Origin of the sequence: Pseudodesulfovibrio sediminis, from assembly GCF_020886695.1 — a bacterium.
Taxonomy (GTDB): domain Bacteria; phylum Desulfobacterota; class Desulfovibrionia; order Desulfovibrionales; family Desulfovibrionaceae; genus Pseudodesulfovibrio; species Pseudodesulfovibrio sediminis.
This window is the reverse complement of the sequence record NZ_AP024485.1, coordinates 1,970,816-1,987,847: the sequence shown is the minus strand read 5'-3', so window position 1 is coordinate 1,987,847 and position 17,032 is coordinate 1,970,816. Positions and strand designations below refer to the sequence as shown.

14 protein-coding genes are annotated in these 17,032 nt (G+C 54.3%); 10 read left to right on the top strand and 4 right to left on the bottom strand.

Annotated elements, in window-relative coordinates; all coding sequences use genetic code 11:
• Positions 1-89: 89 nt before the first annotated feature.
• Positions 90-923 (bottom strand): DMT family transporter, encoded by an 834-nt coding sequence (locus SRBAKS_RS09575; RefSeq protein ID WP_229590651.1) that lies wholly within the window; start codon positions 921-923, stop codon positions 90-92.
• 239 nt (positions 924-1,162) lie between these two features.
• On the opposite strand from SRBAKS_RS09575, the gene SRBAKS_RS09570 reads away from it, so the two are divergent.
• Entirely contained in the window at positions 1,163-1,600 is a 438-nt protein-coding gene (locus SRBAKS_RS09570; RefSeq protein WP_229590650.1) for an RT0821/Lpp0805 family surface protein, read from the top strand.
• 129 nt (positions 1,601-1,729) lie between these two features.
• Here SRBAKS_RS09570 and SRBAKS_RS09565 read toward each other — a convergent pair whose 3' ends face one another.
• Both SRBAKS_RS09565 and sat read right to left on the bottom strand, forming a co-directional pair.
• On the bottom strand, positions 1,730-2,392 hold the full coding sequence (locus tag SRBAKS_RS09565) for a hypothetical protein (RefSeq protein ID WP_229590649.1): 663 nt from the start codon (positions 2,390-2,392) through the stop codon (positions 1,730-1,732).
• 107 nt (positions 2,393-2,499) lie between these two features.
• Positions 2,500-3,783 (bottom strand): sulfate adenylyltransferase, encoded by a 1,284-nt coding sequence (sat, locus tag SRBAKS_RS09560; RefSeq protein WP_229590648.1) that lies wholly within the window; start codon positions 3,781-3,783, stop codon positions 2,500-2,502.
• Positions 3,784-4,398: 615 nt separating this feature from the next.
• On the opposite strand from sat, the gene aprB reads away from it, so the two are divergent.
• The 7 genes from aprB to SRBAKS_RS09525 all read left to right on the top strand — a co-directional run bounded on the left by aprB (position 4,399) and on the right by SRBAKS_RS09525 (position 13,537).
• Positions 4,399-4,899, top strand: coding sequence for an adenylyl-sulfate reductase subunit beta (aprB, locus tag SRBAKS_RS09555; RefSeq protein ID WP_229590647.1), 501 nt, complete (start codon positions 4,399-4,401; stop codon positions 4,897-4,899).
• Positions 4,900-4,962: 63 nt separating this feature from the next.
• Entirely contained in the window at positions 4,963-6,960 is a 1,998-nt protein-coding gene (gene aprA, locus SRBAKS_RS09550) for an adenylyl-sulfate reductase subunit alpha (RefSeq protein ID WP_229590646.1), read from the top strand.
• Between the two features lie 20 nt (positions 6,961-6,980).
• Positions 6,981-8,360: a CoB--CoM heterodisulfide reductase iron-sulfur subunit A family protein gene (locus tag SRBAKS_RS09545; RefSeq protein ID WP_283816445.1), complete on the top strand. Its 1,380-nt coding sequence runs from the start codon at positions 6,981-6,983 to the stop codon at positions 8,358-8,360.
• A gap of 3 nt (positions 8,361-8,363) precedes the next feature.
• On the top strand, positions 8,364-10,634 hold the full coding sequence (locus SRBAKS_RS09540; protein ID WP_229590644.1) for a hydrogenase iron-sulfur subunit: 2,271 nt from the start codon (positions 8,364-8,366) through the stop codon (positions 10,632-10,634).
• A gap of 10 nt (positions 10,635-10,644) precedes the next feature.
• Complete coding sequence (gene qmoC / locus SRBAKS_RS09535; RefSeq protein WP_229590643.1) at positions 10,645-11,913, top strand: quinone-interacting membrane-bound oxidoreductase complex subunit QmoC; 1,269 nt, start codon at positions 10,645-10,647, stop codon at positions 11,911-11,913.
• 50 nt (positions 11,914-11,963) lie between these two features.
• Positions 11,964-12,620 carry a hypothetical protein gene (locus SRBAKS_RS09530; protein WP_229590642.1) on the top strand — a complete coding sequence of 219 codons (657 nt, stop codon included), beginning with the start codon at positions 11,964-11,966 and terminating at the stop codon, positions 12,618-12,620.
• A 359-nt stretch (positions 12,621-12,979) separates the two neighbouring features.
• Positions 12,980-13,537 (top strand): hypothetical protein, encoded by a 558-nt coding sequence (locus SRBAKS_RS09525; RefSeq protein WP_229590641.1) that lies wholly within the window; start codon positions 12,980-12,982, stop codon positions 13,535-13,537.
• A 388-nt stretch (positions 13,538-13,925) separates the two neighbouring features.
• Here the strand turns inward: SRBAKS_RS09525 and SRBAKS_RS09520 are convergent, their stop codons facing one another.
• Entirely contained in the window at positions 13,926-14,678 is a 753-nt protein-coding gene (locus SRBAKS_RS09520) for an SDR family oxidoreductase (RefSeq protein ID WP_229590640.1), read from the bottom strand.
• Between the two features lie 355 nt (positions 14,679-15,033).
• Here SRBAKS_RS09520 and SRBAKS_RS09515 point away from each other — a divergent pair, with 355 nt between their 5' ends.
• Both SRBAKS_RS09515 and SRBAKS_RS09510 read left to right on the top strand, forming a co-directional pair.
• Positions 15,034-15,789, top strand: coding sequence for an ABC transporter ATP-binding protein (locus SRBAKS_RS09515; RefSeq protein ID WP_229590639.1), 756 nt, complete (start codon positions 15,034-15,036; stop codon positions 15,787-15,789).
• Positions 15,790-15,828: 39 nt separating this feature from the next.
• Complete coding sequence (locus SRBAKS_RS09510) at positions 15,829-16,977, top strand: branched-chain amino acid ABC transporter substrate-binding protein (protein ID WP_229590638.1); 1,149 nt, start codon at positions 15,829-15,831, stop codon at positions 16,975-16,977.
• Positions 16,978-17,032 lie beyond the last annotated feature (55 nt).

The window sequence follows — 17,032 nt, the reverse complement described above, 5'->3', positions numbered from 1 at the left end:
CGAAGGAAAAAAAAGGATTCCAAAGGACATGTCCTTTGGCCGCCGGGGGCGAAATCACCTGATCAAATCCGCCGAAAGGCGGCTTCCCATCACGCTTTTCGCAATGCGCCCATGGCTCCGCGTAGCGTGACTGCACCCATGACGACGAGTCCGCCGATCACGGCCCACAGGCCGGGCAGTTCGCCGTAGCCGATGGCCACGAAGAGGGGATTGAAGATCGGCTCCAGCATCATGATGAGGATGGCTTCCAGCGCGCCAAGTCGTTTGATCGCCCAGGTATACAGCGCCAGGGAGATGCCCTGTTGAAAGATGCCGAGATAGATCAGCCCGGTCCAGCTTTCGAAATCGGGCATGGCATCGAACATGAACGGCAGGCCGCACAGAGCCGTGATTACATGGCCCATGATGACCGATTCCACGGGCGAAGCGTCCTTCTGCGCCCGCATGCACAGGGTGAATATGGCATAGGAAAAGCCTGTGCCAATGGCGATGATGTTGCCCCACAGGCCGGAGGGTGAGAGTTTGTCGAGAAAAAAGAGGGTCATGCCACCCACGGTCACGCTGATGAACACCCAATCGCTGCGCCGCGTCTTTTCCTTGAGCAACCACGGCGCAAGCATGGCCACATAGACCGGCGCGGTATAGGCCAGCAAAATGGCATTGGCCGAGGTCGTCAGCTTGGTGGCGACCACATTGGTAATGAGCAACCCGGCATATCCCATGGCCGCACCCCATTGGATGGGCGAAAAACAGAAGTGGAGTCGGCGGCGGAAGAGAACGCCCAGCGTCAGGGCCGCCAGCATGCTCCGGAACCCCGTGATGGCCATGGGATTTATGTCCACCAGCTTGATGGCTAGGCCTCCGGAACTCCAGATGAGTGCCGTGACAGCCATGAGAATCATTGCCCGGGATCTTTCGTTCATAGATCAACATCCCTGCATGAAATCAGTGGTGGAGGCAAGATGTTTGCGTGTGTTTTTTTGGAAGCTCAAGATTTTCTTGAATTTTACAAAGGAGACGATGCGTTTGCGTATCAGGGAGGACAAGACCGAAGGATTGGGGTATATTGGGGGCAGCCAATTCCGGTTTGCTGAGGAGGCAAAGGGATGGGCAACAGTGACGTGTTCGTGTTTCACTCCTCGAGAAACCATGGAGGAAAACCATGCGAAAAATACTGATTCCCCTGCTGTTGATTTGTTTCATGATGGTTGCATACGGCTGCGCCAACAACAGGGCGCAACAAGGAGCCGCTGTCGGCGGCCTGGCCGGTGCCACCATCGGCGCGCTGACCTTTAACGACAAGTTGCTCGGCGCTGCGGTCGGCGCAGGTGTCGGTACGCTTATGGGCTACATTGTCGGTAACGAATGGGACAAGGCTGACGAGCAAAAGGTCCAACAGACTCTGGAGCAGGGACGTTCCAACGAGCCTGCGCAGTGGACCAACCCAGACACGGGGCGCTCATACACAGCGACTCCCACTCCGCCTTATGTCTCGGAGAACAAGATTTACCGCGACGTGACCATCAAGAGCGAAGAGGGTCAGGAGATCATGGCCAAGGCCTGGCGCGACGACCAGGGAGTCTGGCACCTCAAGCAGTAGCACAAACCAAATACCAACACACAAGGCCTCCTTCGGGAGGCTTTTTTTTAAGCGTAATTCCAAGGCGTTGTAGGTCAGGTTTTGAAGCCGCCTGTCGGCGGCGCGGAGTGAAGGATATGCTCCGAGCGACTAGGGATTATCGGCTTTTTCCCTGTGGATGCCAGAGAACGTGCCGGAATTGTAGAGTTTTCTGACGTCGTCATAGGGGATGAGGATTTCATCGTCTACGAAAGAGTCTGGATCGGGAAATCCCTCCCGAAGTTTTCGTTCCACGCCGTAATCGCTTCTGTATGACGTTATGGAGACTGCGAATGAAATCCCGTCCTCTTGGAGTGATGTGATTTTTAACGCGCCAAAGTTGTATCCTTCAAAGTCGATCCCGTTAAAAAGCTTAGAATAATCAGCAATATAAATGTCATTAACCTGGGGCTGATCAAGCATTGCCAGTTCTTTTTGCCGTATCTCCTGATTGTCGAGGTGATAAAGAAAGGCAGCGAGCAGGAGCAATCCCACCCCTAAAAAGAAGGGCAGTGTGTTCAATGGGGTGAAAAAGGCTTGATTGACGCGCTTCTTGTCCTCTTTGGAAAGCTCTCGCTTGTCCATGATGTGATCGCAGTTGTCGCAGGTCAGCAGGATGGGGCGGGAGGTGATGAAAAAGGGGATCCAGAAAAGATGTGCGTATTTTGTGAAGGCCTGAGCCGTGTGGTTTGTATGGCCGCAGTTGTCGCAGTAGACGTTGTGGGTATACTGAACCGGGTGCTCTTTGCTCCGGATTCCATAGATTATAAACATGGCTTGCGGATTCTTGTCGGATGAAACAATTGAGATTGGGCATGAAAAAGGGGGCCTACATCGGTCGGCCCCCTTGGAATGGTCAGCTAAAGAGCGACCGGACAGAACTACATGTCTGCGCCGGAAGCAGCTTTCTGCATCTTGACCTCGACCTTTTCGGTCAGGGATGCGTAGTACTCGCGCAGACGCACGAGGACTTCGTCACGACCAAAGTGGTCGACGACTTCGGCGCCTTCGGAAAGGGCCTTACGCAGCTTGGTACCGGACAGGATGACGCGGTCTTCCTTGGTATGGGGGCACGTACGCATGGAAGCCATGCCGTCGCACTTGTAGCAGTAGAAGGTCCAGTCGATGTTCATGTTCTTGCAGAGCAGGGCCTTTCCGGGCTCGGCGGTGCAACCATCCTGGTAAGGGATCTTCTTGAAGATGTCCTGAGCTTCGAACAGACCGTAGAAGTCGCCGACGCCAGCGTGGTCACGACCGATGAGCATGTTGTTGATGCCGTAGTTCTGACGGAAGGTAGCGTGGATGAGACCTTCACGGGGACCAGCATAACGCATGTCCAGGGGGTAACCGGCGTTGATGACGTTCTCGGGAACGAAGTAGTTGTCGATGAGGATCTGGATGCACTCGATGCGGACGTCACCCGGGATGTCGCCCGGCTTCAGGTTACCGATCAGGGAGTGAATGACGACGCCGTCGCAAACTTCAACAGCGATCTTGGCCAGGAATTCGTGGGAGCGGTGCATGGGGTTACGCAGCTGCAGAGCGGCAACGTTGGACCAGCCACGTTTTTCCATCTCGGCACGGATCTGGGCGGGGGTCAGGTAGACACCGGGGAAACGAGCAGCGTAGTCGCCCTCGGAGAGGACTTTGACGGGGCCGGCCAGGTTGTACTTGCCCTGAGCCATAACCATCTGGACGCCCGGATGATCTTCCATGGCGATCTTCCAGAAGACATCGTCAGCGGACTCTTCGCCTTCGCCTTTGTAGACCTGTTCGCATTCCCACTTCTTGTCGGCTTCAGTCATCTCGTACTTTTCTTCGACGGCCATGGTAGCGTAAACGGTACCATCAGCGGCTTTCAGAGCGACTTCGTCACCAACAGCGACATCTTCGTCGTTGGTGTCAAGAGTGATGGGGATGGGCCAGAAGGTGCCGTCGGCCATCAGGAAGTCGGCGCAGACGCCCTTCCAGTCAGCCTGGGTCATGAAGCCGCTCAGCGGAGAGAAGCCGCCGATACCCATCATGATGATATCGCCCTTGGCGCGGTCAGAAATTTCGAGGGTCTTCAGACCTTCAGCTTTTTTAACTTCAGCTTCGAGCTCTGCGCCTTCGAGCAGGCAGCAGACGAGACCTTTTCCACCGTGAGGTGCTACGAGGTTGGACATTTAAGCCTCCTAAAAATAGTTTTTGTCAATGAAACCATTGCCTTAATACATGGTGTGCGAATATTTTACGCCCGACGTCCATGATTGTTTCCCAATTAAAGGGTCTGCCCTTATTGTACGTTTGTGAAAGTCGTGTCAAGCGTTTTTTCCGGCGGAGTGGTTACACTCTTGTATTGTAATAGTGACGGTTTCGAGTCATAGAAAATCTCGTAAAAAAGTCTAGAGAAACATAGGCTGCACTTCATTTAATTATTGAAATAATACAAGCGTTTACACAAAAAATGTTATTATTGGGTAAAGATCATAAAAAAGGCTTGCTAATGGTCATTTATTTACACTAAAAACTTGAGTGGTTTTTATGGGAAAGTCCACATTGCGCTGGATAGAGGGTTTTGGGCGTAAATTGAGGCCGGACATACGTTTATCGCCTATTTGCTCAAAATCAACCCAAGTGGGATGGAATACGCTTGTTAAAAAATTCACTTTCACGTTGACAAGGATGTTCCCTCTTGCTAATTCCCAACTTCCGCCCCGGAAAAAGGGGTGACGTATTTTTGTTTAGGTAGAGGATGTCGGTTCTTGTGAATAATAAAACCCTATTTAGGAGGAGAAGTTATGCCGACTTTTGTTAACCCGGAAAAATGTGACGGCTGTAAAGGCGGAGAAAAGACTGCCTGCATGTACATTTGCCCGAACGATCTGATGATCCTGGATGCTGATGAAATGAAGGCATACAACCAGGAACCTTCCGCATGTTGGGAGTGTTACTCCTGCGTAAAGATTTGCCCTCAGGGCGCAATCGAAGCTCGTCCGTATGCTGACTTCGCACCCATGGGTGGTACTTCCATCCCGATGCGTTCCGCTGAAGACATCATGTGGACCATTAAATTCCGTAACGGTAGCGTGAAACGCTTCAAGTTCCCCATCCGTACCACTCCTGAAGGTTCCATCAAGCCTTTCGAAGGCAAGCCCGAGCCGACCGATCTCGACAACGAACTGCTGTTCACCGAGACCGAGCTCGTCGCCCCGATCGCAACTGCTATGGAAGAGGCTTCTATTACTGAAGCTGACCTGAAGAAAGAGTGGAAGATGGAAGATTACGCCAGCCTGGTCTAGTACCGGTTTGCGTTGTTTGTCTTTTAGACTACTTGAATTACGTTAAATACTAGGAGTAATATTATGCCTCTGCTTCCCAGCAAAGAAGCTTCCAAAGGTGTTGCTCTCGCCGAGCCGGAAATCATCGAGAAAGACGTTGATATTCTGATGGTCGGCGGCGGCATGGGTAACTGTGGTGCAGCTTTTGAAGCTATGCGTTGGATCGAGAAAGTTGATCCTTCCATCACCCTCGAGCTCGTCGACAAAGCTGCCATCGAACGTGGTGGTGCTGTTGCACAGGGCCTGTCTGCCATTAACACCTACTGCGGTGACAACGATGTTGACGATTACGTCCGCATGGTTCGTACTGACCTCATGGGCATCGTTCGTGAAGACTTGATCTTCGACCTCGGCCGCCACGTTGATGATTCCGTTCACCTCTTCGAAGAATGGGGTCTCCCCGTTTGGGTCAAGAAAGACGGCAAGAACCTCGACGGCGCCAAAGCTAAGGCTGAAGGCCTGGCCATCCGTAACGGCGACGCTCCGGTTCGTTCCGGTCGTTGGCAGATCATGATCAACGGTGAGTCCTACAAGTGCATCGTTGCTGAAGCTGCAAAGAACGCCATTGGCGAAGACCGCTACGTTGAGCGTGTGTTCATCGTTAAGATGCTGCTGGACGCCAACGAGCCCAACCGCATCGCTGGTGCTGTTGGTTTCTCCACTCGTGAGAACAAAGTTTACCTGTACAAGTGCAACGCTGCTGTTGTCGCTTGTGGTGGTGCTGTTAACGTTTACCGCCCCCGCTCCACTGGTGAGGGTATGGGTCGTGCATGGTACCCGGTATGGAACGCTGGTTCCACCTACACCATGGTTGCCCAGGTTGGCGGCGAAATGACCATGATGGAAAACCGCTTCGTCCCCGCCCGTTTCAAAGACGGTTACGGTCCGGTCGGCGCATGGTTCCTTCTCTTCAAGGCCAAAGCTACCAACTACAAAGGTGAAGATTACTGCGAGACCAACCGTGCTATGCTGAAGCCTTACGAGGATCGCGGCTACGCCAAGGGTCACGTTATCCCCACCTGCCTGCGTAACCACATGATGCTCCGTGAAATGCGTGAAGGCCGCGGCCCGATCTTCATGGACACCAAGACTGCCCTGCTGAACACCGTCGGCGGCGACCTGTCCGGTCCCGAATGGAAGCACCTCGAGTCTGAGGCTTGGGAAGACTTCCTCGACATGTGTGTTGGCCAGGCCAACCTCTGGGCTGCTACCAACTGCGCTCCTGAAGACCGCGGTTCCGAGATCATGCCCACCGAGCCTTACCTCCTCGGTTCCCACTCCGGTTGCTGCGGCATCTGGTGTTCCGGTCCCGACGAAGAATGGGTTCCCGAGTCCTACAAGGTCAAAGCTGACAACGGTAAGGTCTACAACCGTATGACCACCGTCAACGGCCTCTGGACCTGTGCTGATGGTGTTGGCGCTTCCGGTCACAAGTTCTCCTCCGGTTCCCATGCTGAAGGCCGCATCGTCGGTAAGCAGATGGTCCGTTGGGTTGTTGACCACAAGGACTTCAAGCCTTCCCTGAAAGAAAACGCTGCTGACCTCGCCAAAGAGATCTACCAGCCCTGGTACACATACGAAGAGAACAAGGGCGGTTCCACCGATCCTGTTGTCAACCCCGCTTACATCACTCCCCACAACTTCATGATGCGCCTCGTTAAGTGCACCGATGAATACGGTGGTGGTGTTGCTACCCTGTACATGACCTCCAAGGCTCTGCTGAACACCGGTTTCTGGCTGCTCGGCATGATGGAAGAAGATTCCAAGAAGCTCGCAGCTCGTGACCTCCACGAACTGATGCGCTGCTGGGAACAGTTCCACCGCCTCTGGACCGTCCGTCTGCACATGCAGCACATCGAGTTCCGCGAAGAATCCCGTTACCCGGGCTTCTACTACCGCGGCGACTTCATGGGCCTGGATGACTCCAAATGGAAGTGCTTCTGTAACTCCAAGTACGATCCCGCCACTGGCGTGACTACTGTCTTCAAGAAGCCTTACGTTAAGATCATCCCCGACGCCTAAGCTTAGGTAATGATCACCCCGTGTCCGCGGGCCCCCGGCCCGCGGACACTTCTAGTTATCCGGGGCTAAAATGGTCTGAATCCGGGCCGGGAACGGGCTCCCGGTCCGGGTTTAGGCCATTTTGTTGGCTTGAGCCTCAACTTTATTCGGGAGGAGTTAAGAGAATGTCGAACAACAGTATTCTCGTTGTAGGTGGAGGATTCGCAGGAATCACCGCCGCCCTCGAAGCCGCCGAACTCGGCTACGAGGTTTACATAGTTGAAACGAATCCCTACCTGGGTGGCAGGGTCGCACAGCTGAATCAGTATTTTCCAAAGCTGTGCCCCCCGTCCTGCGGGCTAGAGATTCAGTTCCAGCGGATTAAGAACAACCCCAACGTCAAAGTCATTACCATGGCTGACGTTGCGTCTGTTTCTGGCACTGCCGGAAATTATGACGTCAAGATCACGCAGCGTCCTCGCTACGTGAATGAAAAGTGTACTGCCTGTGGCGATTGTGAGAAAGCCACCGGCACGCAGATCTCTTCCGAATTTGATTTCGGCACCGGCTCTCGTGGTCTGGCATACAAGACCCATCCGTTCATGTTCCCCATGCGCTACGTCGTGGATGCAGAAAACGCATCCGAATCCGAGCTGGCTGCCATCAAGGCTTCCTGCCCGTACGGCGCAGTTGATCTGGAAGATGCACCCAAGACCATCGACCTGGCCGTAGGCGCCATTGTCGTGGCCACTGGCTGGAAGCCGTATGATGTTTCCAACCTGACCAACCTGGGTGGCGGCGCTCTTAAGAACGTGGTCACCAACATGCAGTTCGAGCGTCTGTGCGCACCGAGCGGCCCCACCAACGGCAAGATTCAACGTCCTTCCGACGGCGCAGAGCCCAAGAAGATCGCTTTTGTCCAGTGTGCGGGGTCCCGTGACCAGAATCACCTGAACTACTGTTCCTACATTTGCTGTATGGCTTCTCTGAAGCATGTCCGCTACGTCCGGGAACGTTCCGATGCCGCTGCAACGATCTATTACATTGATCTGCGCACCCCCGGTCGTTACGACAAGTTCAAGTCCATCACCGAGAATGACGAAAAGCTCAGCCTGGTGAAGGGCAAGGTCGCCGGCATCGTCGAAGACGCCCAAGGCAACCCCATCGTCACCGTTGAGAACGCTTTGACGGGCATCAAGTCCGAAGAGACGTTCGACATGGTTGTTCTGGCCACCGGCATGGAGCCCAGCTGCGCTGGTCTCGACGTCCCGGCTGGCGCCAAGGACGCTGACGGTTTCGTCATTGACGGCGAAGGCATCATTGCTGCTGGTTGTGCCAAGCAGCCTTTTGATGTCATGAAGAGCGCCCAGTCCGGCACAGCTGCCGCGATGAAAGCGATTCAAACCGTGGTAGGGAGGTAACCAATGGCTGAAAAGCTTGGAGTTTATATTTGTGGAGGTTGCGACATCGGGGATAATCTCGATGTTGACGCCCTGGCCGAGTTCTCTGCCAACGGCAAACACTCCTCCTATGTTACCGTGGCCAAGTCCAACCCGGTTCTCTGTAGCCCGGAAGGCAAGGCCATGATCGAGGCCGATATTGCTGAACATGGACTGGATGGCGTGGTTTGCTGCGCCTGTACGCCCCGCGCCAAGTGGGACGTGTTCAAGTTCGGCGAGAAAGTCCAGGTGGAACGCGTGTCTCTGCGTGAGCAGTGCGTGTGGTCCTACCAGGAAGACCCGCAGTTCCCTGGCCAGATGGAAGTCATTGCCAAGGACTACGTCAACATGGGCATCATCAAGATGTTCAACAGCAAGATTCCCGAACCGGAATTCCCGGAAGCCTTCAAAACCGTTTTGGTTGTAGGTGGTGGTTGGGCCGGTCTGAATGCAGCGCTGAATGCTGCCAGCTTGGGCTACCCCGTGGTCCTGGTCGAAAAGGCCGATACGCTGGGTGGTAAGGCTGCTACCATGTATAAATCCTTCCCTCTTGGCGCTCCCTTCTCCGATCGCGAACAGCAGATCGACGTAGCGGACCTTATTGCCAAGGTGGAAGCCAATGATAAGATTCAGGTCATCACCGGTGCCACGATTGAGGCTCTGGCTGGTGCACCTGCTCAGTACAAGGCCACTATCGCCGGTACTGAATACGAAATCGGCGCGGTCGTCATGTCCACCGGTTTTGTCCCCGGCAAGACCAAGTTCCTGGCTCCTCTGGGATACGGCACCGTCAAGAACGTCGTTACCTCTGCCGAGTTTGAAGCAATGGCAGCAGGCGACGGCATCAAGACTCCTGACGGAAAGACCCCGTCTTCCGTGGCCTTCATTGTCGATACGTCTCTCCTGACCAAGGATGTGGTGTACGGCGAATGTGGCGAGGCGTGCGAAGAAGAGCTGCCGTGCGGCGAGTCGTCCACTGAAGAAGATGAATGTGAAGTCTTTGATTACTCCGACAAGGAATCCGCCAAGCATCTGGCATACTCTTCCGAGTTGACTTCGCTGGTCGCTCTGAAGCATGCCAACTACGTGCGTGAGCTTGCTCCCGATGCCACGGCCTATGTGATTTACGATCACATGATGGTCCCCGGCATTAACGAGAAGTACTATCAGGCAGCTCAGGACGATCCGGGCATCATGCTGACCAAGGGTACCGTCACAGGTGTTTCCCAGGTCGGTTCTTCCGCAGTCATCACTGCCAAAAACACCTTGCTCGGCGCTGACATTGAACTGGCCGCCGACCTGGTTGTCGTCCCGACCGCCGTGGTTCCGACCACTGCTGCTGAGCCGACCATGAACTTCGTCTACCGCCAGGGTCCGGCATTCCCCGACCTCGAGCTGTTCGACGGGTTCGCTGATTCCAACTACATCTGCTTCCCCTACGAGACCCGCCGTACCGGTGTTTACGCCGCTGGTTGTGTGCGTCAGCCCATGGGCCTTGGCCTCGCAGCAGAGGATGCAGCCGGTGCTGCCTTGAAGGCAATCCAGTGTATCGAATCCGCCAACCGCGGTATGTCCGTACACCCCCGCTCCGGTGACCTGAGCTTCCCCGAGTTCAACTTCATGCGCTGTACGCAGTGTAAACGTTGCACCGAGGAATGCCCGTTCGGCGCTCTGGATGATGACGAGAAGGGTACGCCGCTTCCGAACCCCACGCGTTGCCGCCGTTGCGGTACCTGCATGGGGGCCTGTCCGGAACGTGTCATCTCCTTCTCCAACTACGGCATCTCCCAGATCGGTCAGGCCATCAAGGAAGTCAAAGTTCCCGATACCCTGGAAGAAGGTGGCCCGCGCATCATCGTCCTGTGTTGCGAGAACGATGCCTACCCGGCTCTGGACATGGCTGCCATGCGCGGCAAGTCCTGGTCTCCGTATGTCCGCTTCATTCCCGTCCGTTGTCTCGGTTCGGTCAACGCCATCTGGGTTGCTGATGCAATGTCCAAGGGTGTTGACGGCGTGATGATGCTCGGCTGCAAATACGGCGATGACTATCAGTGCCACTTCGTCAAGGGTTCCGAACTGTGTAACCGTCGTAAGGAAAACATCGCTGAGTCCCTCGGACGTCTCGGTGTCGAGCCTGAACGTGTTGAGCAGTACGAGGTTTCCATCGATATGTACGATCAGGTTCCGGCCATGATCGACGAGTTCGTTGAGAATATCACCACCAACTTCGGCCCCAACCCGTTCAAGGGTTACTAGGAGGTACGGCATGTCTAATACCGTCAAGGTACAACCGGACCTTAAGTTCGTGAAAGAGTTGCAGGCCGTCGGCGGCGACTCTCTGAAAAAATGCTACCAGTGCGCCACATGCTCTGTCGTGTGTCCGCTGTCTCCCGATGACAACCCGTACCCTCGTAAAGAGATGGTCTGGGCTCAGTGGGGACTCAAGGACCGCCTGGTTAACGATATTGATATCTGGCTGTGCCACAACTGCGGCACCTGTTCCGATCTCTGCCCCCGTGGCGCAAAACCGGGCGACCTGTTGTCCGCTCTGCGCAACATGGCCTATCGCAATTTGGCTCCGCTGCCGATCATCGGTAAGCTGATGTCCAGCTCCAGCGGCATGCTGCCTCTGGCTCTGGTTCCGGGCATTCTGTATGCGATTATTTGGGTCCTGCAGGCAACGAGACTCGGTTCCTTCCTGCCCCGGTTCGAGTTTGTCGAACATCACTGGGTAGCCGTCAAAGAGGGCGGACAGATCGCATTCGGCGGCCTGTTCCCCGGCGATTACACCATTGACCCGATCTTCATGATCGTCTTCCTGTTCATGGTGTGGGGCTTCTACGCAGGCGTTCGCAATATGCTGAAAGCCTTTGATGGCCAGCCCAAGACCTTCATTGTTGGTCGTAAAGAAGAGCCGTGCTTCTGCTCCTGCCTGATCGATACGGTCAAGTATGAGATTCTGCAACACACTCAGTTCAATGACTGCAACGATGATCACTCCGATGAGCTTGATGTGAAACGCGCAGGCGGTCACAAGATGCTCATGTTCGGTTTCATCTGCCTGATGGTCGTCACTGGCGTTGTCGCTACCGGTCACTGGGGCGGATGGCTCCTGAATACTCTGGGTATTCACGGCCTGGGTGGCATCGTTGCCGCCATCGGTCATACTCCGATGCCGCTGTACCACCCCATCAAGCTCCTCGCCTTTGTTGGCGCGGGCCTGGGTGTCTACGGTCTCATCGCGTTGACCAAACGTCGCGTGAACCTCGATCAGGCCAAGCAGTCTTCCAGCTGGTATGACTGGTACCTGATCACTCTGGTCTGGACTATCTTCCTGACCGGTCTGGGCGCATTCGTCTTCCGCATCCTGGGCTTGGCTCTGCTCGCCTACCCCGTGTACTACGTGCACCTGATTGCGGTCTTCATGATGCTCGCCTACCTGCCGTGGTCCAAGTTGGGTCACCTGGTTTACCGTACTGTGGCATTGTCTTACGCCAAGAAAATTGGTCGTATCCCCATGGGCGCTGACAAATAGTCGCCTTGGTGAATATACAAAAGAAGCTTACTTAATTAAGGAGGCATCAAATGGCTGAAGCTAAGGTTTTCCCCATGAACGCTTTCGTGTCTGTCCTTCGCGGCGAAGCTGCGGATCAGGCTCAGCTCGATATGCTGGCTTACATCACTCAGGCCGAGACCGTGGACGCTGATATTGCCCCTGTGGCACAGGCACTGTCCAAGGCTTGGATCTACGAACAAGAACCCAAACTGACCGCATATGCTGAAGGCGACATTTCCGCTCTCGGCAACCAGGTCAAAATAGAAGCCCTGCCCGAAGGCGAGGCTACCCGCGCTCAGGCTGTCCTCGACATCATGGCCGCTCTCAAAGCAGACAAAGCTGCTCTCCAGGCTGAGGTTGAAAAGCTGACCGCCGAGAAAGCAGAGCTCGAAGCCAAGATCAGCCCGCTCGAGGCACAGGTCAAGACCATCGAAGCTCAGAACGCTGCTGGCGAGAACAAGGTCTCCGTCGCTTCTACTAAGCTCGACGAGATGTCCAAGAAGCTCACTGACCTGATGGCGGAAGTCGACAAGGTCAAGAGTCAGGGCGTCGTGGTTGCCGGTGTTGCCGGTGACGGCGCTGCTCCTGCCGCTGATGGCGGCATGGCCGACGGCCCGACCGTTGGCGGCGAACCCGAAGCCGATTTCGGCCTCGGTGGTGACGCATTCGGTGGCGATACCTGGTAGACCCGGATTACCGCTTAAAAATAAGACCCCGCGCCTTTTCGGTGTGGGGTCTTTTTTTATTCTGGGTGTGACGCGGCTTGCGATAGCGGGCCATCTGCACCTTTTTCGGGCTTGGCCGATCCTCACCGTAGCTAGGCTACGCCTCCGGTCGGGTTACGCCCGATCGCACGAGGGCATTAATATAGTATAGTACGGTTCGAAGATTCGGCTACATTCACTATAAATGCACAGCTGACCCACTCTCCCAAGCCTCCTGTAACCGGGGAGGATAGAATAATTATGTCGTAGGAGTGGATGGTGTTTCTGGACTGATTTTTGCTTGAAAACCAATGGAGGAAATATTTACCTAGGGAGCAAGTATGAATGTTTCAATGGATTTATTTACGTCCTCAATGGGGCTCGTGAGGCAAACAACGACGGATAGGGTTTCGAACGAGGGGAGTGATCGCACATTTCGCTCTATTGCCGAACGGGAAGAGGAGAAAAAACAGCAGGAGCAATCGGCTGGCCTTCCTTTTCCAGGGCAAGAGTCGCAGGAGGATCGGAGTCGAATTGAGAGTTTGAAGTCTCAGGCACAGCAGATCGCGTCCCAGGCAGATGGAGAACTGAGTTCTGGGCAGAAGTCGCAACTCAAGGCTATTCAGCAGGAGATCGGTAAAATCTCTGGAATGCCGATGACCGAGAATTTGGTTGAATCCGCAAAAAAAGAAGCTGAGCAGCGAAAAATTGAATTGGATACCGAGCAGGATGTATATGCTCAATCCCTGAGCCAGGATATGGAGCAACTCTTCGGAGACTCCGCCCAGATGAACATGGCAGGCAATCCGGGCTTGCAGATGCTCCAGCAAAATGCACTGGTCACATCGATCAAGAGTGCAGGCTCCACCGGTCTCTCCGGGGTCAAATCAAGGGTTTAATCATCTCCCTGGCGCAAGTTTGTGGGATATAAGTACGAATCTGAAAGAAGACCGTTGTGCATCGAAAAGGGCACAACGGTCTTCTTTCGGGAATGCGCCTTTTTCCACTCTCCCAAGTCTTAAGTGGGCGTAGAGCGAGTTGATGTTGTGTGCCTTTGGCATACCAATCGTTCCTTTTTGTGAAGAACACAGGGTGAACGAGAGTTGAGTCAGAGAGGACGCCTATCATGTATCAACATGGTGCGCCGTTGTTCCCTCCGGCCAAATACACTTCAACTGCAACGTGTTGATACTCTCCCGCCGAAGGCGGCGCTAAAAAGCTTTGGAGAGGGAGTCCAGAGGGGGAACCTTTCTCGAAAGGTTCCCCCTCTGGCCGCCGGAGGCGAACTTATCTTCTATTAATAGCGAAGGGGCTGAATGCCTGATCTACGGGCATGACTTCGAGTGAGTTGATATTGACGTGCGGGGGCAGGGTGGTGGTCCAGTAGACGATCTCAGCGATATCTTCGGCCACGATGGGCTGTGTTCCTTCATAGACCTTGTTTGCGGACGCCTTGTCGCCTTTGAAGCGGATGACGGAGAATTCGGTTTCGCACAGGCCGGGCTCTATGTTGGTAACGCGTATCCTGGTGCCGAGCAGGTCGGCAAGCAGGTTTTTGGAGAAGTGGTTTACAAAGGCCTTGGTGCCTCCGTAGCAGTTGCCGCCGGGATAGGGGTAAGTGCCGGCCACGGAACCGAGGTTGACGATGTGCCCTTTGTCGCGCTCGACCATGCCGGGCAGGATGGCGCGGGTCATGTACATGAGCCCCTTGATATTCGTGTCGATCATGGTCTCCCAGTCGCTCAGGTCACTGCTCTGGGCGGGATCGAGACCGAGTGCAAGCCCGGCGTTGTTTACGAGAACATCGATTGAGGCGAATGCTTCGGGCAGTGAGCTGACAGCTTCCTGACATGCCTGTTTGTCTCGCACGTCGAAACAGAGGGTGTGCACCTTGGCCGGTGCCAATTCCTTTTCAAGCTCATCCAGTCGTTCCTGCCTGCGACCTGTGAGGACAAGATTCCATCCCTCATGAGCGTACCGTTCTGCCATGGCCTTGCCGAATCCGGCAGTGGCTCCGGTAATGAATACGGTCTTATGCATTGATTTACTCCTGAAATGTTATGTGTCGGTTGGAGACAACTACACCAACTTAATGTATAAGAAAAGCATTGGTCCAACCAATGCGTTAGACGGCATTGTATGTAAAAACACAATAAATGTCTCGTTTGCCTGTTTGTAGACGAAAAAAATACGAAGAACATTCTGCATTTTTATGATAATGTGAAATTTTGATCTGATTATCGTTTAAAACAACGTCCGTTAGACTTTTTTGTGCAAATGGGTTAGTAAAGCCTAACCTGTCATATAAAGTATGTCCTTAATAGATGTACTCCCTCGATGGCAGGATCTTCGTTGCTAATAATGACAAGCGTTTTTACTTTTTTATCGGGTGCTTATGGCAAATCTTATCCTTGACGACATATGCGTTCGCTTCGGTGGGTTGCAGGCTTTGACTGACGTTAGCTTCTCCATAGGAGAGGGGGAAGTCATCGGGCTGATCGGACCCAATGGAGCGGGCAAAACAACGGTTTTCAACGTAATTACCGGTGTTTATAAAGCTTCTAGTGGATCTGTTTCTTATGATGGCACTACCATCACCGGACTGCGCCCTTATCAGGTGCTGTCCATGGGCGTAGCCCGCACTTTCCAGAACATCCGTCTTTTCCAGAATATGACAGCGCTCGAGAATTGCATGGTTGCGCAGCACAGCCGGTCCAAGACCGGGGTGCTCGGAGCCATTTTGCGCAGCCCGAGCCAAAAACGCGAGGAAGAGCGTATCATCGAAAAATCGCAGAAGGCACTCGAATTCATGGGCCTTGGCGATATTACCGATGAGGTGGCATCCAACCTGCCCTATGGCCATCAGCGGCGGCTCGAAATAGCCCGCGCCCTGGCCAGTGAGCCGCAGACCATTCTGTTGGATGAACCCGCCGCCGGGTTGAACCCGGCTGAATCCAAGGATCTGATGGACTCCATCGGACACATCACAGATTTGGGTATCAACGTGCTGATGGTGGAGCATGACATGAAAGTTGTCATGGGTATCTGTACGCGGATCGTGGTGCTTGATCACGGAGTAATGATCGCGGAAGGGTTGCCTGAAGAAATCCAGCGCAACCCTGAAGTTATTGAGGCATATTTGGGCCAGTAAGAGAGGCTGGCAGAAACCGCAACAATGGAGAGAGTCTTTATGAAACGTTTAATCGTGCTTGCAGTGGCCCTGGCCGCTCTGGGCCTGTTCCTGGCCGGCTGCGGCGAAGAGAAAGCAGGCGAGAAGGTACTTAAAGTCGGTACCATGTCCCCTCTGACCGGTCCGTATGCCGCTGACGGTAATGATATCCGTCAGGGCGCCGAGATTGCCGTTGAAGTTTTCAAGGAAGCCGGTGGTATTGAAGGATTCACCAATATCGAAGTCATTCCTCAGGACACCGCTTGTGATCCCAAGCAGGCAGTTGCCGCCGCCAACAAGCTGATCAACGATCAAGTCAGCGCAGTTGTGGGTGCCTACTGCTCCAGCTCCACCATCCCGTCTTCCGAGACTTTGGCAGAAGAGAACATCATTATGCTGACTCCTGCCTCTACTTCCCCCAAGGTTACCGAACGCGGCCTGCCATACATGTTCCGCACCTGCGGTCGTGATGACCACCAGGCTCCGGCTGCTGTCAAGTTCATGAAAGAAGTCGAAGATGTGAAGACCATCTTCATCGTCGATGACAAGACCACGTATTCCCAGGGGCTGGCCGAAGGCGTCGCCACTGCTGCCAAAGCCGTCGGCATCGAAGTCCTCGAGCATGACCACGTCAACCAGGGCGACAAGGATTACTCTGCCGTGCTGACCAAGGTGAAATCCGCCAACCCGGATCTCTTCTACATCTCCCTGCAGAACTCCGCTACCGGTGCGCTCATGGTCATTCAGGCTAAGCGCATGGGCATCGACGCTATCCTGATGGGTCAGGACGCTGTCTACCATCCCCAGCTCATGGAAATCGCCAAGAGTGATTCCGAGGGCATGTATTGTACCTTTGGTGCCATTGACAAGGATGCGCCCAAGTACAAGGAATTCCTGTCCAAGTACAAGGAAAAGACCGGCAATGAGCCTGGCGCTTATTCCGCTTACGCCTTTGACTCCGCCACAGCATACCTGATGGCCGTCAAGGAAGCCGGTACCTCCGATCCTGCCAAGGTTCGCGAAGCACTGCTGAAGATCGACTTCACCGGTGCTTCCAAGCAGGTCAAGTATCAGGAGAACGGTGATTCCGGTTCCAACTATACCGTGTACAAGATTACTGACGGCAAGTTCGTCCCGTACTGGAACTCCCTTACCGGCGAAAAATACTAAGCTTCAACACGCTTTAAACATTCCGGGACCCTGCGCATGCGGGGTCCCGGCACTG